This window comes from Thermoanaerobacter uzonensis DSM 18761, from assembly GCF_900129115.1.
GTDB lineage: Bacteria > Bacillota > Thermoanaerobacteria > Thermoanaerobacterales > Thermoanaerobacteraceae > Thermoanaerobacter > Thermoanaerobacter uzonensis.
The window spans coordinates 1-18,479 of record NZ_FQUR01000015.1 but is presented as its reverse complement, the minus strand read 5'-3'; the positions used below and the strand labels follow the sequence as shown (position 1 = coordinate 18,479).

At 33.3% G+C, this 18,479-nt stretch carries 21 protein-coding genes; 9 read left to right on the top strand and 12 right to left on the bottom strand.

Annotation, left to right across the window (positions count from 1 at the left end):
* Positions 1–4 precede the first annotated feature (4 nt).
* Positions 5–298 carry a CC/Se motif family (seleno)protein gene (locus tag BUB32_RS09330; RefSeq protein ID WP_029687870.1) on the top strand — a complete coding sequence of 98 codons (294 nt, stop codon included), beginning with the start codon at positions 5–7 and terminating at the stop codon, positions 296–298.
* 14 nt (positions 299–312) lie between these two features.
* Here BUB32_RS09330 and BUB32_RS09325 read toward each other — a convergent pair whose 3' ends face one another.
* Positions 313–840, bottom strand: a complete 528-nt coding sequence (locus BUB32_RS09325; RefSeq protein ID WP_072969146.1) for a hypothetical protein — start codon at positions 838–840, stop codon at positions 313–315.
* Positions 841–955: 115 nt separating this feature from the next.
* Between BUB32_RS09325 and BUB32_RS09320 the strand changes: the two genes are divergently transcribed.
* Both BUB32_RS09320 and pdaB read left to right on the top strand, forming a co-directional pair.
* Positions 956–2,275, top strand: coding sequence for an amino acid permease (locus BUB32_RS09320; RefSeq protein WP_072969145.1), 1,320 nt, complete (start codon positions 956–958; stop codon positions 2,273–2,275).
* 202 nt (positions 2,276–2,477) lie between these two features.
* Complete coding sequence (gene pdaB, locus BUB32_RS09315; protein WP_072969144.1) at positions 2,478–3,566, top strand: polysaccharide deacetylase family sporulation protein PdaB; 1,089 nt, start codon at positions 2,478–2,480, stop codon at positions 3,564–3,566.
* 14 nt (positions 3,567–3,580) lie between these two features.
* On the opposite strand, the gene BUB32_RS09310 is transcribed toward pdaB, so the two are convergent.
* Complete coding sequence (locus tag BUB32_RS09310) at positions 3,581–3,994, bottom strand: PspC domain-containing protein (RefSeq protein ID WP_072969143.1); 414 nt, start codon at positions 3,992–3,994, stop codon at positions 3,581–3,583.
* A gap of 84 nt (positions 3,995–4,078) precedes the next feature.
* Positions 4,079–4,360, bottom strand: a complete 282-nt coding sequence (locus BUB32_RS09305; protein WP_072969142.1) for a LiaF transmembrane domain-containing protein — start codon at positions 4,358–4,360, stop codon at positions 4,079–4,081.
* Positions 4,361–4,468: 108 nt separating this feature from the next.
* Between BUB32_RS09305 and BUB32_RS09300 the strand changes: the two genes are divergently transcribed.
* Positions 4,469–5,392, top strand: coding sequence for a glycosyl hydrolase family 18 protein (locus tag BUB32_RS09300; RefSeq protein ID WP_072969141.1), 924 nt, complete (start codon positions 4,469–4,471; stop codon positions 5,390–5,392).
* 78 nt (positions 5,393–5,470) lie between these two features.
* Entirely contained in the window at positions 5,471–7,582 is a 2,112-nt protein-coding gene (locus BUB32_RS09295; RefSeq protein ID WP_072969140.1) for an S-layer homology domain-containing protein, read from the top strand.
* 25 nt (positions 7,583–7,607) lie between these two features.
* Here the strand turns inward: BUB32_RS09295 and BUB32_RS09290 are convergent, their stop codons facing one another.
* On the bottom strand, positions 7,608–8,162 hold the full coding sequence (locus BUB32_RS09290; protein WP_072969206.1) for a TIGR01440 family protein: 555 nt from the start codon (positions 8,160–8,162) through the stop codon (positions 7,608–7,610).
* A 440-nt stretch (positions 8,163–8,602) separates the two neighbouring features.
* Between BUB32_RS09290 and BUB32_RS09285 the strand changes: the two genes are divergently transcribed.
* Entirely contained in the window at positions 8,603–9,199 is a 597-nt protein-coding gene (locus BUB32_RS09285; protein ID WP_072969139.1) for a superoxide dismutase, read from the top strand.
* 44 nt (positions 9,200–9,243) lie between these two features.
* Here the strand turns inward: BUB32_RS09285 and sppA are convergent, their stop codons facing one another.
* The 3 genes from sppA to BUB32_RS09270 are packed head-to-tail and all read right to left on the bottom strand — an operon-like array spanning position 9,244 to position 12,559.
* Positions 9,244–10,161 carry a signal peptide peptidase SppA gene (sppA, locus tag BUB32_RS09280; protein WP_072969205.1) on the bottom strand — a complete coding sequence of 306 codons (918 nt, stop codon included), beginning with the start codon at positions 10,159–10,161 and terminating at the stop codon, positions 9,244–9,246.
* A gap of 14 nt (positions 10,162–10,175) precedes the next feature.
* Positions 10,176–11,840: a putative ABC transporter permease subunit gene (locus tag BUB32_RS09275; protein WP_234949263.1), complete on the bottom strand. Its 1,665-nt coding sequence runs from the start codon at positions 11,838–11,840 to the stop codon at positions 10,176–10,178.
* Positions 11,837–12,559, bottom strand: coding sequence for an ABC transporter ATP-binding protein (locus BUB32_RS09270; protein ID WP_006570218.1), 723 nt, complete (start codon positions 12,557–12,559; stop codon positions 11,837–11,839). Before BUB32_RS09270 ends, BUB32_RS09275 begins: the two co-directional genes overlap by 4 nt.
* A gap of 132 nt (positions 12,560–12,691) precedes the next feature.
* On the opposite strand from BUB32_RS09270, the gene BUB32_RS09265 reads away from it, so the two are divergent.
* Complete coding sequence (locus tag BUB32_RS09265) at positions 12,692–13,843, top strand: amidase domain-containing protein (RefSeq protein ID WP_072969137.1); 1,152 nt, start codon at positions 12,692–12,694, stop codon at positions 13,841–13,843.
* A 21-nt stretch (positions 13,844–13,864) separates the two neighbouring features.
* Here BUB32_RS09265 and BUB32_RS09260 read toward each other — a convergent pair whose 3' ends face one another.
* From BUB32_RS09260 to BUB32_RS09240, 5 genes are all read right to left on the bottom strand, one after another.
* Positions 13,865–14,341, bottom strand: a complete 477-nt coding sequence (locus tag BUB32_RS09260) for an HDIG domain-containing metalloprotein (protein WP_072969136.1) — start codon at positions 14,339–14,341, stop codon at positions 13,865–13,867.
* Between the two features lie 10 nt (positions 14,342–14,351).
* On the bottom strand, positions 14,352–15,878 hold the full coding sequence (gene hutH, locus BUB32_RS09255) for a histidine ammonia-lyase (protein WP_072969135.1): 1,527 nt from the start codon (positions 15,876–15,878) through the stop codon (positions 14,352–14,354).
* A 192-nt stretch (positions 15,879–16,070) separates the two neighbouring features.
* Positions 16,071–16,274 carry a hypothetical protein gene (locus BUB32_RS09250; protein ID WP_072969134.1) on the bottom strand — a complete coding sequence of 68 codons (204 nt, stop codon included), beginning with the start codon at positions 16,272–16,274 and terminating at the stop codon, positions 16,071–16,073.
* Positions 16,275–16,292: 18 nt separating this feature from the next.
* Positions 16,293–16,544 (bottom strand): YkuS family protein, encoded by a 252-nt coding sequence (locus tag BUB32_RS09245; RefSeq protein ID WP_072969133.1) that lies wholly within the window; start codon positions 16,542–16,544, stop codon positions 16,293–16,295.
* Between the two features lie 49 nt (positions 16,545–16,593).
* Positions 16,594–16,935: a hypothetical protein gene (locus tag BUB32_RS09240; RefSeq protein ID WP_072969132.1), complete on the bottom strand. Its 342-nt coding sequence runs from the start codon at positions 16,933–16,935 to the stop codon at positions 16,594–16,596.
* A gap of 178 nt (positions 16,936–17,113) precedes the next feature.
* Between BUB32_RS09240 and BUB32_RS09235 the strand changes: the two genes are divergently transcribed.
* Both BUB32_RS09235 and BUB32_RS09230 read left to right on the top strand, forming a co-directional pair.
* Positions 17,114–18,019 carry a M23 family metallopeptidase gene (locus BUB32_RS09235; RefSeq protein WP_072969131.1) on the top strand — a complete coding sequence of 302 codons (906 nt, stop codon included), beginning with the start codon at positions 17,114–17,116 and terminating at the stop codon, positions 18,017–18,019.
* Position 18,020: 1 nt separating this feature from the next.
* Positions 18,021–18,419, top strand: coding sequence for a bactofilin family protein (locus BUB32_RS09230; protein WP_042832706.1), 399 nt, complete (start codon positions 18,021–18,023; stop codon positions 18,417–18,419).
* The last annotated feature ends 60 nt before the right edge of the window (positions 18,420–18,479 follow it).

Sequence of the window (18,479 nt, the reverse complement as noted above, 5' to 3'; positions counted from 1 at the left end):
TGGAGTGTTTTATTTGAAAATCACTAAAGCTGCAAAAGAATATATACTCAAAAAAGGTGGCAATATATACATTAAATATCATGATATCCAAAATTGCTGTATAGAGCCTAACCTCACCCCAGAAGTATTTATTGGTATTCCAAAAAATCAAGAAAAATACTATATTGTAGGTGTTGACAAAATTAATGTATATGTAGACAAAATAATATATGAAAGGGAATTAGAAAATTTAACAATTGAACTTAAAAGTATTTTAGGCATAAAATATATTGCAATCAATGGATGGAAAGTAATTTAAAGCAGGAAATTGCCTTATTGAGGCATTTTCCCTGCTTTCTTATTTAACTCTTTTATAAATTCTTCTCTTTTTTCTACAGAAAAAATAGCAGTGTCCACCCATCTTTTGAAAAAGAATAAATAATATACTCGAACTTTCTTTTTTAATTCTATCTTAACAAGACTTCTTTTAGCAAAAGCCATATAACAAGTATTTTTCAAAATACGCATTCCCCCTAAAGGAATGTCTTTTTCGTTATACTTTGAAATCGCAGATATATCGCTATATCTTATATGCATAAATCCTAAAATTCCAAATCTCAATATCAAGCGGTCTTCATTTAATTCGTGAAAAGAATTAGCCAAAGATAGCAAAAATCCCGAAAATACCATCACTAAAAAAACATATAAAAACCACTCAACCAAAGTATCAAGTATATGAATCCTTTTTTCGTTTATATCAATAAAAACATCAAAAAAACTCACTAAAAGCACTGTGTAAAATAATAATATCAAAAAATATAAGAGCATTCTTTCTTTTTTTGTAAAAATTTTGTATTTCATGCAGCACCTCCTTCAACTTATAATATCGAATTTTACTATAGAATAATTAAATTTGCAATAATAAGCTAACACTAATTTGCCAATAATAATACTAACAATTTGCGGAGGTGTAAATATGGAAAAAGGTGAACTATCTGTCAACGAATTAGTTCTTATTGGCGTTGGAGGAATTTTGGGAGCAGGATTTTTCTTAGCCAGTGGCATTGCAATTCATACTGCCGGCCCTATTATTATACTTAATTACATTGTATCAGCTTTTATCATGTCACAAGTTTTTTATGCACTGTCACAAATGATTACTTATAAACCGGTAGAGGGGACTTTTAGAGTATACGCAGAAGAAGTTTTGGGAGATATTGGAGGTTTTTTAAGCGGATGGGTGTACTGGACAGCAGGAGTTTTCATCATGTCCAGTGAAGTAACTGCATCAGCTATATTTACTAAATATTGGTTCCTAAAAACACCCCTTTGGATTTTTGTACTTTTTTATTCTATACTAGTTATAGGTATCAATTTAATGGGGACTAAAAACTTTGGAGAAATTGAATCCTGGTTTTCTACCATAAAGATAGTATCTTTATTTATTATAGTCATAGTAGGAATTCTTACAATAATGGGCTTTTTTACAAAGACTCCTACTATAGGAATTAAAAATCTTTATGCTCATGGAGGATTTGCACCTCACGGTATAAAAGGATTTTTAGGTGCAATGCTCATGTCACTGATCCCCTTTGGCGGTGTAGAAGTTGTAGCAATGTCAGCAGTAAAAACGAAAAATCCTCAAAAATATACTCCAATAGCTCGTAAATATATAGTCTTATTTCTTACAATATTATACATTTCCTCAATAACCCTATTACTAATGATAATACCATGGGACACCATATCCATTAACGAAAGCCCCTTTATAAAACTTTTGTCCTTTACCAAAATTCCCTTTATAGCTTCAATAATGAATTTTGTAATACTTACTGCAGCTTTAACTACAATGAATGGCGCAATGTATGCCGTAACACAAGTTCTCTACTCTTTGGGGCAAGGCAGGTTTGCTCCAACTTTTTTAACAAAAAAAACAAAAAAAGATGTACCCATATATGCTCTTGCCTTAAGTAGTTTTGGGCTTTTCATAGCAGTTATTCTTTCTTACATACTACCAAAGGACGTCTACGAGTACATAACAAGCGCTACAGGATTTGTACAATTTTTCAACTGGATAATAATACTCTACACATTTATAAAATACAAACCTGTCATGGGAAATACCTCATCTTCAAAAAAAGAATGGTTTACAATAATGCTGATAGGGATAGTATTGTCTTCCACATTGTTAACACCAAAACAATCTGTTGGATTTGTCGGAGGAATTATAATACTCCTAATAATCTTCTTTTTATATTATATAATTAAAAAACTTAACCTTTTTGACGTATGGTAAAAGTAGTAATAATTTGTCATGTTTTTTGAAACTTTGTCATTCCTGTTACGTCTATAATATAGAAATCAAAAATAATTAAAATAAACCTCAAAAGTAAAATTAATTCCTCTAAATGTTACAAATTTGTAACATAAAATTAATTAATTATTAATAATTGATAACAGTTTAAATAGTATAATTGAAGCAACAGGGAGATGATTATATGGCCCCAAGAAGACTCCGCCAAAAAAATAGAAGTATAATTTATACACTTATAATTGTGTTTTTAATGTTAGTCCTCATTGGTTCAGCAGCTTTTGCCTATAAATATATGTTTGAGGATAGATATGTACAAGTAAATTCTACCACAAAAATTTGGAACACACCATCTGACAAAGAAAAAAGTTCCTCCCCACTGCAACAACAACCTAATACTACCAAAAATCAGGAAAAAAATAATTCTAAACAAACTTCTTCAAACCAAAATTCTGTAAACCCTAATACTACAAAAGACACTAAAGTAAGTGATACTACAAATGGGCCACATGAGGAAAATATCTCTCCTCAAATTGATAATTTAGATAAAGATTATGGCATAAGTACTTTCATATTCAAATTGCTCAATAAATCCGAGATAGAAAAACTCTTTGGGCCTCCTATCCCTTTTAATAAAAGAGTTTTTGGTTATAACAAAAGTGCAGGTAAAGTAGTCGCTCTTACCTTTGATGACGGACCGATACCAGAATATACAGAGAAATATGTTGATATATTAAAAAGCATGGAAGTAAAAGCTACATTTTTTGTCATTGGCAAAAATGCTCAAAAACATCCTGACCTTTTAAAATATATTTTTGAAAATGGCAATGAAATTGGACTACATTCCTACAGCCACTTTAATATGTCGAAAATGAAGCCAGAGCAAATGGTAGAGGAACTTTACAAAACACAAAAAATTGTCGTTGAATCTACAGGAATAAAACCTACACTCTTTAGACCTCCTTATGGAGCTTTTAACAAAACTCTTTTAGAAATATCAGATGCATTGGGACTTCATGTTGTTTTATGGAATGTAGATCCAGATGACTGGCGAAACCCAGCAGTAGAAAGTGTAGTCAATCGGGTGATAAGTCACACAAAAAACGGTTCAGTAATTCTCATGCATGAAGGAAAAATTAATACTTTAGCTGCACTTCCTTTAATAATAGAAAAACTAAAATCTGAAGGTTATAGTTTTGTAACTGTATCAGAGCTTTTAAATTATGAAAAAAATAATAATATAGCAAATAGCAACCAAGAACAGCAAAAAGATTAGGGAGCACATGCTCCCTATGTTTTTTTAAATAAAATCCCTAAACCAATTATAATCAGCAAAACCGGCCAAATAATTTTAAAACTCAACCAAGGTAATAATCTATTTAATAAAAGCAATACTCCCAAAATCACTAAAACCCAACCTAAAATTTCATTTGCTTTGTTGGTTTTATCTTCTGTTTCTACTGCGTTATCTTGTTGCTCTCCGGTTTTAGGCTCTTCATCTATAATTTTTCCTTTTAATTGATAAGGATTTTCTGGTATTATTATCCACGCAATGATATATGGAATCAATCCAAAACCGCTAAATATAGCCAAAAGGCAAATAAGCCTTACTAAAGTCACGTCAACATCAAAGTACTCCGCTATTCCCCCGCAAACTCCTCCTAACATTTTTTGTTCCCTAGACCTGTACAATTTTCTACCCATATTTTGTCCTCCAATCTAATTTATTAAATTTACTATCTCTACAGCTTTACAGATAAATTTTTTCTTTCCTTACTGCTTTAACTGTCAAAAATTGATGATACTTAAAGGATCTAAATAAAAAAGTTTGCTTGTAAAAATTAAAATCAAAATCGCCAATAATATGACTCCTAAATTAATGCTACTATTTTCTTCTCCATAGAGTTTATTGCTAAATATTAACTCCAACCCTAGCAAAATAAAAAAGGCAGGCCATACCATTTTATAAATAAAATAAGGCACATACACATTAAAGTTCAACAAAATTAACAAAATTCCCACAAATATAAGAGAAACTGCACTAGCTAAAATTCCCGTTCTTTTTTTCATTTTTATCGTTGCCTCCTTTATTTCACTCTATAAAACATTATACATATTATGAAAGTATAAAGTCAAAATAAAAAAATTTTTATAAAAAATAACTTTGGAGGTGTAATAATGGATAACAAATGGTATTTTGATATAGCTCCCGGTGCTATCGATGATTTGAAGGCCCATGCAAAGGATATAACAACCCTCATCCCTTTTTGGTACGGGGTAAAAGAAGATGGAACTCTCGCTGACATGTCTTCCACTGACGTCAAAAAAATTGCCTCTGACAACAATTTACCTATTTATGCCATAATCCACAACTATTCAGACCCTAAAAAGTCTCAACTAATACACGATTTACTTTCAATACCAGCTCTCAGAAATAATTTAATTTCAAACATACGAAATATAGCTGAGACAAATAATTATCCAGGAGTCAATATAGACTTTGAATTCGTCCCTCCTGAAGACAGGGAAAACTTAAACATTTTTATACATGACCTATACATTACCCTAAAACCCATAGGTAGAATTGTCACAATTTCTGTCCCAGCAGAACTGGCTGACAATCCAAGGCATCCTTTTTCAGGCGCTTTTCAATATTCCTTTATCGCCCAATATGCCGACGAAGTATATATTTTAGCCTATGATGAACATTTTTCACAACCTGGTCCCATCGCCTCTATAGGTTTTGTAACAAATGTTTTAAATTACGCTACAACAGTCATACCACTTCAAAAAATATGGCTGGGAATGGCTGTTTATGGGTATGATTGGACACAGGGCGTAAATTACCCAAGAACTCTAACATACCAACAAGCTGTGGACTTAGCAAAAAATTTAGGAGTAACTATAATATACGACCAAACCGCTCAAGAATCCACCTACACCTATGTACTGGACGGAAAAATCCACACAGTATGGTTTGAAGATTCAAAAAGTTTTTCTGCAAAATTATCTCTAGTAGACAGCTATAAACTATCCGGTATAGCCGTGTGGAGATTAGGTCAAGAAGACCCTAATATATGGAATATTTTAAGAGGAAGATGATTTTTCTATTTTTCTGGGAACTTTTTTATCTTTTTTACGTCTAATAAAATGAAAAAACTAAAGGAGGAGGTTTCTTGTATGAAAAAATTTATTTCCATCGCAATTGCCCTTGTCTTCCTGTTTACACTTATAGTAACACCAAACACTGTACAGGCACAAGCTGATACTAAGATAAGTTTAAAACAGGCCATTGAAATAGCAAAAACAAAATTAGACATAAGTGATAATGGCTATGACTTTAGCTCTAACTACTATGAATATGGTAATACAAAATCATGGATTCTCAATTGGAATTCTTCTTCAAAAGGAAACATAAGCGTCACAATAGATGCTGATACAGGTGAGATTACAAACTATTATGGTTGGAGTCCTGTTTTACAAAAACAGACGAGAATTCCAAAATATACACAGGATGAAGCAAAAAAAGTAGCAATTGAATTCTTACAAAAAATTGCTCCTGAAAAATTTAAAGAAACAAAAGAACAAATTATTAATAGCTATGGTTACAATGACTATTCTTATGACTATAACTTTTCCTTTGAAAGAATAGTAAATGATATACCTTTCCCGTATAATTCTTTAAACGTCACAGTAAATAAAAACACTTTAAAAGTAACATCTTATTCATTAACTTGGGGAAATTATACCTTCCCTGACCCTAAAGCCGCAATATCTAAGGAAGAAGCAATAAAAATATTTAAAGAAAAAATAGGTTTAAAACTTCAATACAACTTAGTCTACGACCAAGTATATGGCGATGAACCTCAAGCAATTTTAGTCTATGGTATATACCAAAATGCTCCAATTGATGCTATTACAGGAGAAATAAAAACAAGTGATAACTATTATATGCCAATGTACGGTGGTCGTGGCGGAGATGTAGGAGCAGAATCTTCACAAAAATTCTCCCCAGAAGAGCAAAAAGCAATCGAAGCCTCTGAAAAATACATATCAAAAGACAAAGCTATTGAAGTGGTTAAAAACAACATTCCTTTTTCAATAAGCGATTATAAATTAAGCAGTGTAAACTTATATAGTAACAATAATTATCCCCCTGCAAAATCAAATCCTATATGGAGTCTTAATTGGAGTTTAACTAAAGACAATAAATACTACTATGTAAATGCTTCTGTTGATGCAGTTACAGGTGAATTAATTTCTTTTTCAATAGGAAATCCCGATATGGACAATGTGCAAGGAAAAAAACCTTCCTACACCAAAGAACAGATGCGAAAAATCGCTGAAGATTACCTTAAAAAAATAATACCTGAAAAGTTCAGCAAAACAGCATATCAAGAAGAAAACTACAAAATGATTGATTGGCCATCATATCCATTCAGATATGTAGAAATATCAAATGGAATTTTGTGTCCCTTCAATAATATAAACGTCAATGTAAATCAATATACAGGTGACATAGTTTCATATTCTATAAATTGGACTTCTGTAAAATTGCCTGCTGCAGAAAATACAATAAGCCTTGAGGAAGCTTACAAAATAATGTTTGACAACTCTGAATTTACATTAATGTACATCCCTGACTCTGACTATAAATCTCCAGATCAACCTCCAACAATACAACTAGTTTATCAATCAAACTTTTTTAACTATATAAATGCGAAAACTGGCCAAATTATAGATTACTCTGGAAAACCCGTAGTAAAACAATCTAAAATTAATTTTACTGATATCAAAGGGAATTGGGCAGAAAAAGATATAAATCTCTTGGTACAATACGGAATAATTGATGTAAAAGAAGACAAATTTTATCCAAATAAAGATATCCTCCAAAAGGATTTTATAAAAATACTCATTAAAGCAATACAGCCTGACTATTATTACACCATGCCAAGTTACTCAGATGATTATGATACTTACTATGCCATAGCAATAAATAAAAATATCATAACAGAAAAAGAAAAAAGCCCTGATTCTATTGTCACAAGACAACAAGCAGCTAAAATGCTTGTAAAAAGTTTAGGTGCTGGTTATATTGCCGATATCCCAGATATATTTATAATAAACTTTAAAGACAATGATAAAATACCTAAAGACATGATAGGATATATAGCTATAGTATCAGGTCTTAAAATAATGAATGGTTCAGATGGATACTTTGAACCTCAACAGCCTTTAACAAGAGCCCAGGCTGCTGCTGTAATAGTAAGATATCTTCAATTGAATAAATAACTTAAGGCACGGCCTCCCGTGCCTTTTATAATTTTTTATATTTTGCCCTTTCTCCTCCTACCATCTTAGGCCTTGTCCTTGCTGCGACAATTGTAGCTTCACCTATTTTATTCCGACTCAATCTCACAGGTACAACCACAGGTCTCAAATGCATTCCAATCAGGACAAGTCCTATGTCAAGCCCAGCATGTCCCAAACCCTTCAAATTTTCTACCATTACAGGATTCTTGAACTGCTGATAAGCATAGGTTTGTATTGACCCCCCTGCATGTTCATGAGGAATGACATTTACTTCTTCAAGCCCGTACTTATCTTTTGCCTCTTCCTCTACTAAAAGAGCCCTGTTTATATGCTCACAGCCCTGCACTGCAAGGTATAAACCCCTTTTACGTATTGCCTCTAAAATTGGGTCAACCACTGCTTTTGCCACATCAAGACTTCCTGCAGTTCCCACTTTCTTGCCCAATATTTCACTTGTACTTCCACCCAAGACAAAAAGACTCCCCGGCTTTAAATTCGTTATGTCAAGTAACTCCTCTATGACCTCCTCTGACTGCTTTGAAATCTCTTTTAAATCCATTTCTATCCCTCCTAAACTACCCTTTACTATCATTATACCACACACTTCAGACAAAAGGGACGGTTCCTTTTGTCCGATTGTACCAAAAGTTACTCGATAAATTAAAATAGTATAAACAATTTGTTGACAAAGTCCTTCATATTTAAGTGGCATTTTGTGTTAATGCTCCGGAGTTGCAAAGCGACTAAACTAAGGCTCACTTTTCGGGCTCAGGCGGGGTACCGGCCAATTCGCCTTTCAGGCTCAGGTGGCCGCTTGCTTTGCTCGCCCCGCCTTTGCTCCTCAAGTTCACCAAGTTTAGTTACCGCTTTGACAACAAGTCGCATTTACACACAAAATGCCACTTCTTTATTTTGCCAACAGTCTGGTATAAATTTTTTTATGCACTAATTATACATCTTTTCATATGCTAAAATTAGATATTCAAAAGGAGGCATAATATGGATAAGCTTGTAGCAAAAAAATATAATCTAGTTTTAAGAGGAATATCCCAAAGAACTCTTGAAGAACACTACAAGTTATACAATGGATATGTAGAAAAGACAAACGAAATACGCGAAAAATTAAAAACAGTTGACCGTTCAAAGGCAAATGCCAGCTATAGCGAATATAGAGAACTTAAACTAGAAGAGACTTACAATTTAGATGGAGTAAAACTTCACGAGTTATATTTTGAAAACTTAGGTGGAGCAGGTGGCATACCTGATGGCATAATAGCCTCAATGATTGCTCTTGATTTTGGCTCTTTTGAAAGCTGGCGACAGGACTTCATAGCCTGTGGAATGGCTTCCCGAGGGTGGACTGTCCTTTGCTTTGACCCTATAGATTTAAAGCTTCACAACTACCTTCAGGACTTCCACAACCACGGCATAGTATCAAGAGCGATTCCCCTTCTGGTCCTTGACACTTACGAACATGCCTATTTTATAGATTACGGCACTGATAAAAAAAGCTATATAGAGGCCTTTATGAATAATATAAAATGGGAGGAAGTAAATAGAAGGGTTACCTCTTGGATAGAAATGCACTCTTTTTAAATCAGACAAAAGGAACCGTCCCCTTTGTCCGGTTCCTTTGTGAGCTACTTTGAATTTAAAAGCCACTTGTCAATAAATAAAACTCTTAATATTTGAAGTCCTCTCTCTTGCAAAGTACTATGTGCTGTATTTCCAAAAAGTATACTCCACGGGCTGGGGGCTGTGTAGTACTTCAAAACAGGTTTTCCTTTAATCCCAGCCTCTTTTGCAGCGATATCTACAGCATCATAGAAATCCCCTAATTTATCCACAAGACCAGCTTTAACTGCCTGTCTTCCTGTAAATATCCTGCCATCTGCTAATTCTTTTACTTTTTCTACTGGCATTTTCCTCCCTTCAGATACAATTTCTACAAACTGTTCATAGGTATCATCTATGACTCCTTGTAATATTTTCTTTTCTTCCGGAGTTAAGTCTCTTGTAGGCGAACCCATGTCTTTGTAAGGTCCGCTTTTTATTGTTATCTCTTTTAATCCCAATTTGTCGTAAAGCCCTTCATAATTTGTATACTGCATTATAACCCCAATGCTTCCAGTTATTGTAGCTGGATTTGCAACTATTATGTCTCCTCCACAAGCTGCCATGTATCCTCCTGACGCAGCCGCATCCCCCATTGAAATTATCACTTTTTTCCCTGTTTCTTTTAACCTTTTAAGCTCTGTGTATATTTCTACAGATTTTGCTGCAGAACCACCAGGGCTGTTTATCTTGACAACGACTGCCTTTACACTGTTATCCTCTTGAGCTTTTCTTATCTGCTCGACTGGATCCCCTGTAACTTGTGGAATCTCCAATATGTTCGTAGTCTCCCCTATAACTCCTTCAATTGTTATAACACCTATTGTGTCTGAAGCCGATGGCACACTATTATTTTCTTGGGACATTGTAAGAAAAATGGATGCAATAACGGTACTAATTATCAAGATTATAACAATCAATCCTATTAATGCTTTTTTACTCATTTTTTCTTCCTCCCTCATTCTCCTTTGTACAGCTTTTTTACAGCACTTTTTGCCAATAAATAAACACATAAGTTTAATAAAATGAGCAAAATCCCTATTATTAAAGTTATTATTATTTCAGAAACGTATAATTTTTTTAATAACAGCACAATTCCAGCAATGCACCCTATCAAAATAGTAGTAAGAATAAGGCTCAAAAGCACATTTAAATTCCCTTTCATAGCCTTTTGAGGATTTTCCCATTCAAAGGAGGGCTTCATAGCATCTATCAAAAGGCTTAGTATATTTACTGCTGAAATTCCTATAAGCATTAAAACAGTCAGTATTACTATACTTAAAAGGTGTATCTTAAAAATGTACCAGCTCAATACATATGTAGGAAATATAACTATTATTGTAATGATTGTACCAAAAATCCATTTTGTTTTTAACTGTATTGCAGGGTCTACAGGCATCAACTTTGATATGTAAAACATTTTTCCTTCCCTAGAGAAGGAAGTAGAGGAAAGGCTGTTACTTCCTGCTACAAAAAGAGAAAAGAAAAGCCCTATCATCGAAACCCAAAACCAGCCGTCAGGAGCTGAGGTGTATTTTATAGCCATTTCAAGTCCAATTTGTGGATTCCCCACAAAAGAAACAAGAAATACAAAGGGAATAATTATAGCCACAGGCAACACATTCATGGCATATACAGGAATTCTTATAAAAAGCTTCCATTCCCTTAACAATAGTGCCTTCAATAGGCTGGACCTCACTATTTCTTTTTTCAATGAAACTTCTTTTCTTTTTGCTTCAACCTCTTGCCCTGAAATTACAGCTTTTAAGTACATTTTTTGAGCAGAAACAGCCAAAATAGCTGTAAATATTATTGATGCAGCGATAAACATCAAAAGATTTAAAAACCCCGACAAAGTATTATAATCCGTCATAGAAACTGCTCCCCATAAAGCAGGAGGAAAACTTCTAGATATCATCTTTGCAAGGTTAGCATTTTGCAAAATAAAATTTTCTATTGCCTGTTGTTCTCCATTTTGAGGAATTCGATTGATAAAAAATTGTATTGTAAAGAAGAAAATTAGCGCTAATATACTCACTATAACTGTATACAAGTCCTTTTTCCTTTTCAAATTTACAAATCTCATAATTAAAACAGAAGCAATTGCCGCAATAGAAAGAGGTATAATAGGTGTAAATATAAATACAATAAATGAAACGAGATAGTATAAAATTCCTGCCTGCGTACCAATGCCATATATAAAGATTGCTGGTAGCATTAAAAATGCCAATGTAACATATTCATTCAATAAAATTATACTATATTTTGACAAAACTATTTTATAAGGCTGTATGGGAAGAGGAAGCAAAATATTTATATCATCAGAAAAATAAAACACAGAAATAGTCCAAAAAAAGCCGAATACCAATGTCAAGAGTTGAGCTAAAAGAAGCACTGTCACAGGCATAAGCTGAGGCTGGTTAATTACCATGCTTGCTACATACATGCTGTTTAAATACATTATGTACATAAAAAGCAATGTTCCACCGCCAACAGCTATTCCAAATATGGCAAGCACTATTTCCCATAAATCTTTCTTTCTTACAAAATATTTGTATCTCATCGCGGAAATGCCATAATAAACTTTCATTTGTGTTCTTAAAAGCGATAAAAACTTCCTCATTTTTCTGTCAACTCCAAGAATATTTTTTCTAAAGATTCCCATTCATGTTGGCTCTTTATTTCTTCCATAGTACCATAAGCTATTATTTTGCCTTTGTTTATTATTGCTATTTTATCACAGAGCTTTTCGGCAACTTCCAATATATGAGTTGAGAAAAATACAGTAAAACCTGCTTTTGTATGCTTTGACATCAACTCTTTGAGTAAAAATGCTGATTTCGGATCTAATCCTACCATTGGTTCATCCAAAATCCAAACAGAAGGATTGTGAATAAGTGCGGCTGTAAGGAGAATTTTTTGCTTCATTCCGTGGGAATATGTCTGTATTAGGTCTCCAATAGCATTCTTTAGCTCAAAAGCTTCAACAAAATATTCAATCCTTTCTTTCCTTTCTTTTTCAGATACCCCGTATACGTCTGCAATAAAATTGAGATATTCTATACCTGTCAGTTTGTCATAAATATCAGGGCTGTCTGGAACATATCCTATTCGCTTTTTGACCTCTATAGGATTTTTGTCGATATCAATTCCGTCTACTTTAATTTCTCCTGTATCATGGGACAAAAGGCCTACTATCATTTTTATCGTGGTAGTTTTGCCAGCCCCATTAGGACCTAAAAATCCAAATATTTCACCAGGATTTACAACAAGGTCAATGTTGTCAACAGCTTTTATTTTACCTTTGTTATATGATTTTGAAACACCTTTTAATTCTATCAAGTTTTACACCTCCATTTTCTCACTTTTCTATTATAACATAAAATTGTTCAAAATTTGCCAATAAATATAGTATTAAAAAACTTTTAACCTTCATATTATTATTTTGAATTACATTGGCAGGGAGGAGAGCAATTGGACACCAAAAAATATCTCAAACCAACTTTATTGTTATTGGCACTCATTTTCTTAACTTACTTTTCCATTTCCTTTTTCAATAAAACTATAAAGACAGTTGCAGACAACAAAGAAGAGATAAAAACTGTATTGGATGAATTTTTTAAAAAAAGAGGAAGTGCGCTTTTAAGTGGAAACTTAAAAGAAATAGAAGGCTTTTATGACAAATCTTCCACGTATGGCAAATGGGCATTGGACCATGAAAGGAGGCGAGTTGAATACGTTAAAGGATGGTCAGAAAAAAGAAATCTTAAATTTACAGAAGCAGAATCTTTTTACAGAATAAAAAGTGTAAAAGCTGGTGAAAATTCCGTATGGGTTTACCTTGTGGAAACTATGAAAATGGGATACGCTTACAACATAAAAAGTGATGTAATAAATTACATGGGATTAGGTATACGACATTCTGTACAACTTGTAAAAGTTGATGGAGAATGGCTTATAAGAAGAGATTGGTACTATGACCCTCTTGACGAAGACTCCGCCTATATAGATGCTGCTCCTGCTGAAGGCATAATGCCTGAAATTGCACCTACTACTTCAAAACCAGAAAGTAAAGAAGAAGCAAAGCCTAAAAAGAAGGGTAAATACGACAGAGAAGGAGCAGTAGCTTATGCTGACAAATACGCAGGAGCTGCTTGGGGAAGTGGAAATAACTACGAGTACAACCCAAAATATAGAGATTACAATGGTGTAGGAGGAGACTGTACCAATTTCGTCTCTCAAGTATTACACGAAGGAGGAGGCCTTCCTATGGACTATGTATGGAATTTTAATGGAAAAGACTCTTCCACCGCTTGGGCACAAGCACCCGCTCTTTTTAACTATCTCATTTATACAGGAAAAGGTAAATTAATTGCAAAAGGATATTATTTAGATATGGTAAAACCTACTGAACAGCACCCAAAAGGAGCTATAAGAGAAATTGAAAAAGGTGACCTTATATGCTATCAAGAAAAGGGAGAAATAGTACACTTTGGAGTAGTTACAGGCTTTGATTCTATGGGAATACCTGTTGTAAATACACATACTTCCGATAGATACCATGTACCTTTTGACTTAGGATGGGATAAAAGAGTGATTTATAGGTTTATACATATAAATGATTAAAGATAGAGAAAAACTCTATCTTTAATTTTTTTCATCTGCCTCTTGAAGTTTTATAGCATCCTCATCTATAAGATTTTTGCCATGATGATTCCTTACAATGTCTATTACTCTTTCATTAAAACCTATTTCCCTACAAATTTCTGCACTGTACTCAGAATGATTATAATAGACTTTCAAAAAGTAAATATGTTTTTCCATGAATTTAGCTAAAAAAGGTATCTTTTCTAAAATCACTGCCATTGCTTTTCTTTCAGGAGTAATTTTCGCTTTTATCTTCCCAATATCATGAAAAAGAGCCGCTTTTAAAAGGTCTTGGTCCTCTATTCCGTATTTATTAATAAGATAATAACACACATCTAATGAATGCCTTTTTTCATAAACAGGCAATTTATTAAAATATTCTAACTCCTTTTCATTTAAGAACCCAAGTAAAAATTGATAATCTTTTTCATAAATTTTAGCTCTTTTAGCTTTAAAATATTGTTTTATCCTATTCACAAAATCACCTTTATTCTAATATTATACCTTCTTTTTCAAGGACCTCTAATACTTTACCTGATTTTATAATATCAAAACAGGCATTTATGTCAATATAAAGCTCCCTATCTTCTTCCAACGGCTTAACGTATTTTCTTACTAAATCATATATTACTTCTGATCCTTTCCCTTTTTTAAAACCTTTCCTAAACTCCAGTGCCTGCAAAGCTGCCATAAGCTCTATTGCTATAACCATTGTAGCGTTTTCTATTATTTCCATTGCCTTTCTCGCAGCAATAGTGCCCATACTCACATGGTCTTCTTGATTTGCAGAAGATGGTATAGAATCAACAGAAGCTGGATGCGCCAAAACCTTATTTTCTGAGACTAAAGAAGCTGCTGTGTATTGAGCTATCATCATACCAGAATTTAGTCCCCCTTTTTCAGTCAAAAAAGGAGGAAGGTCGTTTAATTGATAATTTACAAGCCTTTCAATCCTTCTTTCAGAAATATTAGCAATTTCAGAAACTGCAATACCTAAAAAATCCATAGCTAATGCAATAGGTTCACCGTGGAAGTTACCACCAGATATTACTTCACCATCGTCAGGAAAAATTAAAGGATTATCTGTAGCAGAATTTATTTCCCTTATGAGTACTTCTTCCGCATATTCAATAGCATCCCTTATAGCTCCATGAACTTGTGGAATGCACCTTAGGGTATAAGCATCCTGAACCCGTATTTCTCCCTGCCTCGTTATTAGAGTACTTCCTTCACACATTTTTCTTATATTTTTAGCAGTGATCATCTGACCTCTATGAGGCCTCACCATTTGGACTCTATCATCAAAAGCATCAATTATTCCTCTTAAAGCTTCTAAAGTAATGGAAGATACAGCATCAGCAGATTTTATAAGTCTTTTAGCATAATATACATTTAAGCATCCTATTGCTGACATAACTTGAGTACCATTTATCAATGCTAAACCTTCTTTTGAACTCAAAACAACTGGACTAATCCCTGCCTCTTTCATTGCTTTTTCTCCAGTCATTCTCTCACCTTTGTATAAAGCTTCACCTTTTCCTATCATCACAAGAACCATGTGAGCTAAAGGTGCAAGGTCTCCGCTTGCTCCTAAAGATCCTTTTTCAGGTATAATAGGAGTTACTCCTTTATTTAACATTTCAATCAACGTGTTTAAAGTTTCAAGACTTATTCCTGAAAAACCTTTTGCAAGAGCATTTACCCTCAAAAGCATAATTGCTCTTACTACTTCTTCTGGTAATGGTTCTCCTACTCCACAAGAATGGCTCATAATCAAATTCTTTTGCAAAATTTCTGTATCTTCTTTAGAAATTACGATATCGCTAAATTTCCCAAAACCCGTCGTGATTCCATAAACTACCTTTTCATCATTTACATATTTTTCTACTATTTTTCTAGAATGAAGTACTCTCTCTTCAGCAATATTGCTAAGTTCTACTCTATAGCCATCTCTTACTACGTGCACTACATCTTCTATTGTAAGATTATTACCATCTATTATGACCTTTCCCATAATACCCCTCCTTTTTACGTTAATTCTTCATCGCAATAAAACAAAAAGCGCGAGAGCTTTTCCTCTCGCGTTTTATTGTTAAATTGTAAATTTTTACTCTCATTTTCAATCCCACACTTACATCCTTAAATTAGTCTTATAAATATATTATATTCTACAAAGTTTAAAAAAATCCTTTTGACATTTCAAGATTTAAGTCTGATCAAGGCTTGATAAAACTTCATCAAAAACCCCTATTCTACAAATTTTTTTATTCTCATCCCAATGTTGACATATTTCGCAACTTCTTTCTTGTAAAGACACAGACATAGTCAAATTATTTCCATAGCGAGATGGATCTAACTCAAAATCCTCACAACTTCTCCCTACAGCTTTCAATTGTTCAGCACTTACCACAAAATTCACCACCTGTAATTATAATCTTTTTATACTTTCCTCTACATCAAAAGGAGTCATTCCTGTTGCATCTATCACCGGAACTTTTGACAAAATATCATCTATGCCTAGCATATTTCTACTTTGCCCTGTTATAACTATGGCATCATAGACATTTAAATTGCTTTTTTCTGAAAGAGTTTCTTTTAATTCTACAACTTCATATCCTTTTTGCTTTAAATACTCTTTAATATTGGAAAGCTGACTTTCTACTGCTATTCTTTTCCCCATCCCAACACCTCCTGTAGCTCTTTTCAAATAGTAGTATTCTCCACACCGATTATTTTATACCTATAACTGTTTCTCCAACTAAGGCAACTAGCAAAGACAAAAGCCACATTACTAACATGGCCATAACAAGATAACTTCCCCATATCTTCATAAATTTTATCTCCTCTCGCCGTTCTGGTAGTTCTTCTTTATAATAAATTTTTTTGACAAGTCTTAAATCATTGATCCAGTAGGAAATATACAATGCACTCCCTAATAATCCTACACAAACTCCTATTAAAAAAAGATAATTGCTATAATATACGAATGAAGTAAAAAAACCATTTACTATAATGTTGAGAACTATTGCTATTATTCCCAATACAATTCCTAAAATAATTCCTTTTTTCATACTTCACCTCAATTTCTCCACTTCTATAAATTACATTTTGATTATATCACAAAAGTAAATTAAATTAAAATAATTTATCATAATATTATAAAAATTTAAAATTTGATTTTTAAGCAGGATTTTGATACCTTTATATAGAATAAATATAGTTGTCCATTTTTTTAGGGTGGGGGTATAAATGAAAAAGAAAAAAAAGAAATACCTCAATATTATGATTATTCCTGATTCAAATCAACAAATCAAAAGCTTTAAAATCTCTATTCCCCTTATAAAAACAGTAGCAATAGTGGCTTTTTCAATAATTATGGCTGCTACAGCTTCTTTAGTCTATTTTGGCAAAACAACCACTTACCTATACACTATGATAGCAGAAAAAGATAAAAAAATCGAACAACTAACCTCCGTTAAAGAAGAACAAGACAAAAAAATAGCTACGTTAGATAAAAATGCTCAACTGGTCAGTGAAAGAATTAAAGGCTTAAACGAATTAGAAGAAAAAGTAAGGCGCATGGTTGGATTATCAACTCCTGCTACAAGCCGTGGCAGTGTGTCAAGAAACGGTAGATCCGATGCTAACATTTCCTATGATAATGAAACGACTGCCGAGCTTATTTCACAAATAGATCAAAAAACACAAAGTTTACAAGACCTTATTTCAAAAGTAGCAGCCCGACTTGATTATTTGAATTCAATACCCAGTGCTTATCCAGTATATGGCACAATAACTTCTCCTTTTGGAATGAGAAAGTCTCCTTTTGGATATGGAAGTGAATTTCACCCTGGAATTGACATATCTGTACCTGTAGGAACTCCAGTAAAAGCCGCTGGAAAAGGTGTGGTTACATATGCAGGATGGTTAACAGGATATGGTAATGCAGTAATCATAGACCATGGTTATGGAATTGAGTCTGTATATGGCCATAATTCTGAAATACTTGTCAAAGTAGGTCAAAGCGTAAAAAGGGGCGATATAATAGCAAAATCGGGAAATACCGGAAGAAGCACCGGACCTCATGTTCACTTCGAAGTTAGAGTAAATGGTAATCCTATAGATCCAATGAAATATCTTGCAAAGGGGAATTGATATGTTTCAAAAAAGAGAACAGATTGTAGAAGTTAATCCTGACAAAATTGACACTGTCATAGGAAAAAATTCAACTTTTGAAGGTACAATTAAATCAGAAGGCACTCTACGGATAGATGGTAATTTTACAGGTCAAATAGAAACAAAAGGCAACATTGTAATAGGTGAGTCAGCAAAAATAGAAGCTAATATAACAGCTGATAATATAATTGTTTCAGGCGAAGTAAAGGGAAACATATTTGCAAAAGGTCAATTACAACTTACTTCTACTGGAAAACTTTATGGAGATATAGAAGTTCAAAATTTGATAATTGAAGAGGGAGCTATTTTTGAAGGAAAGTCTAAAATGACAAAGTCTTCTCCTTCAGATTTTAACAAAAAAGATGAACAAACAAAATAAAAAGGCCATCTTACGGCCTTTCAGACTGTAGACAAACTTTCGTAAAGGAGATATTTTGCA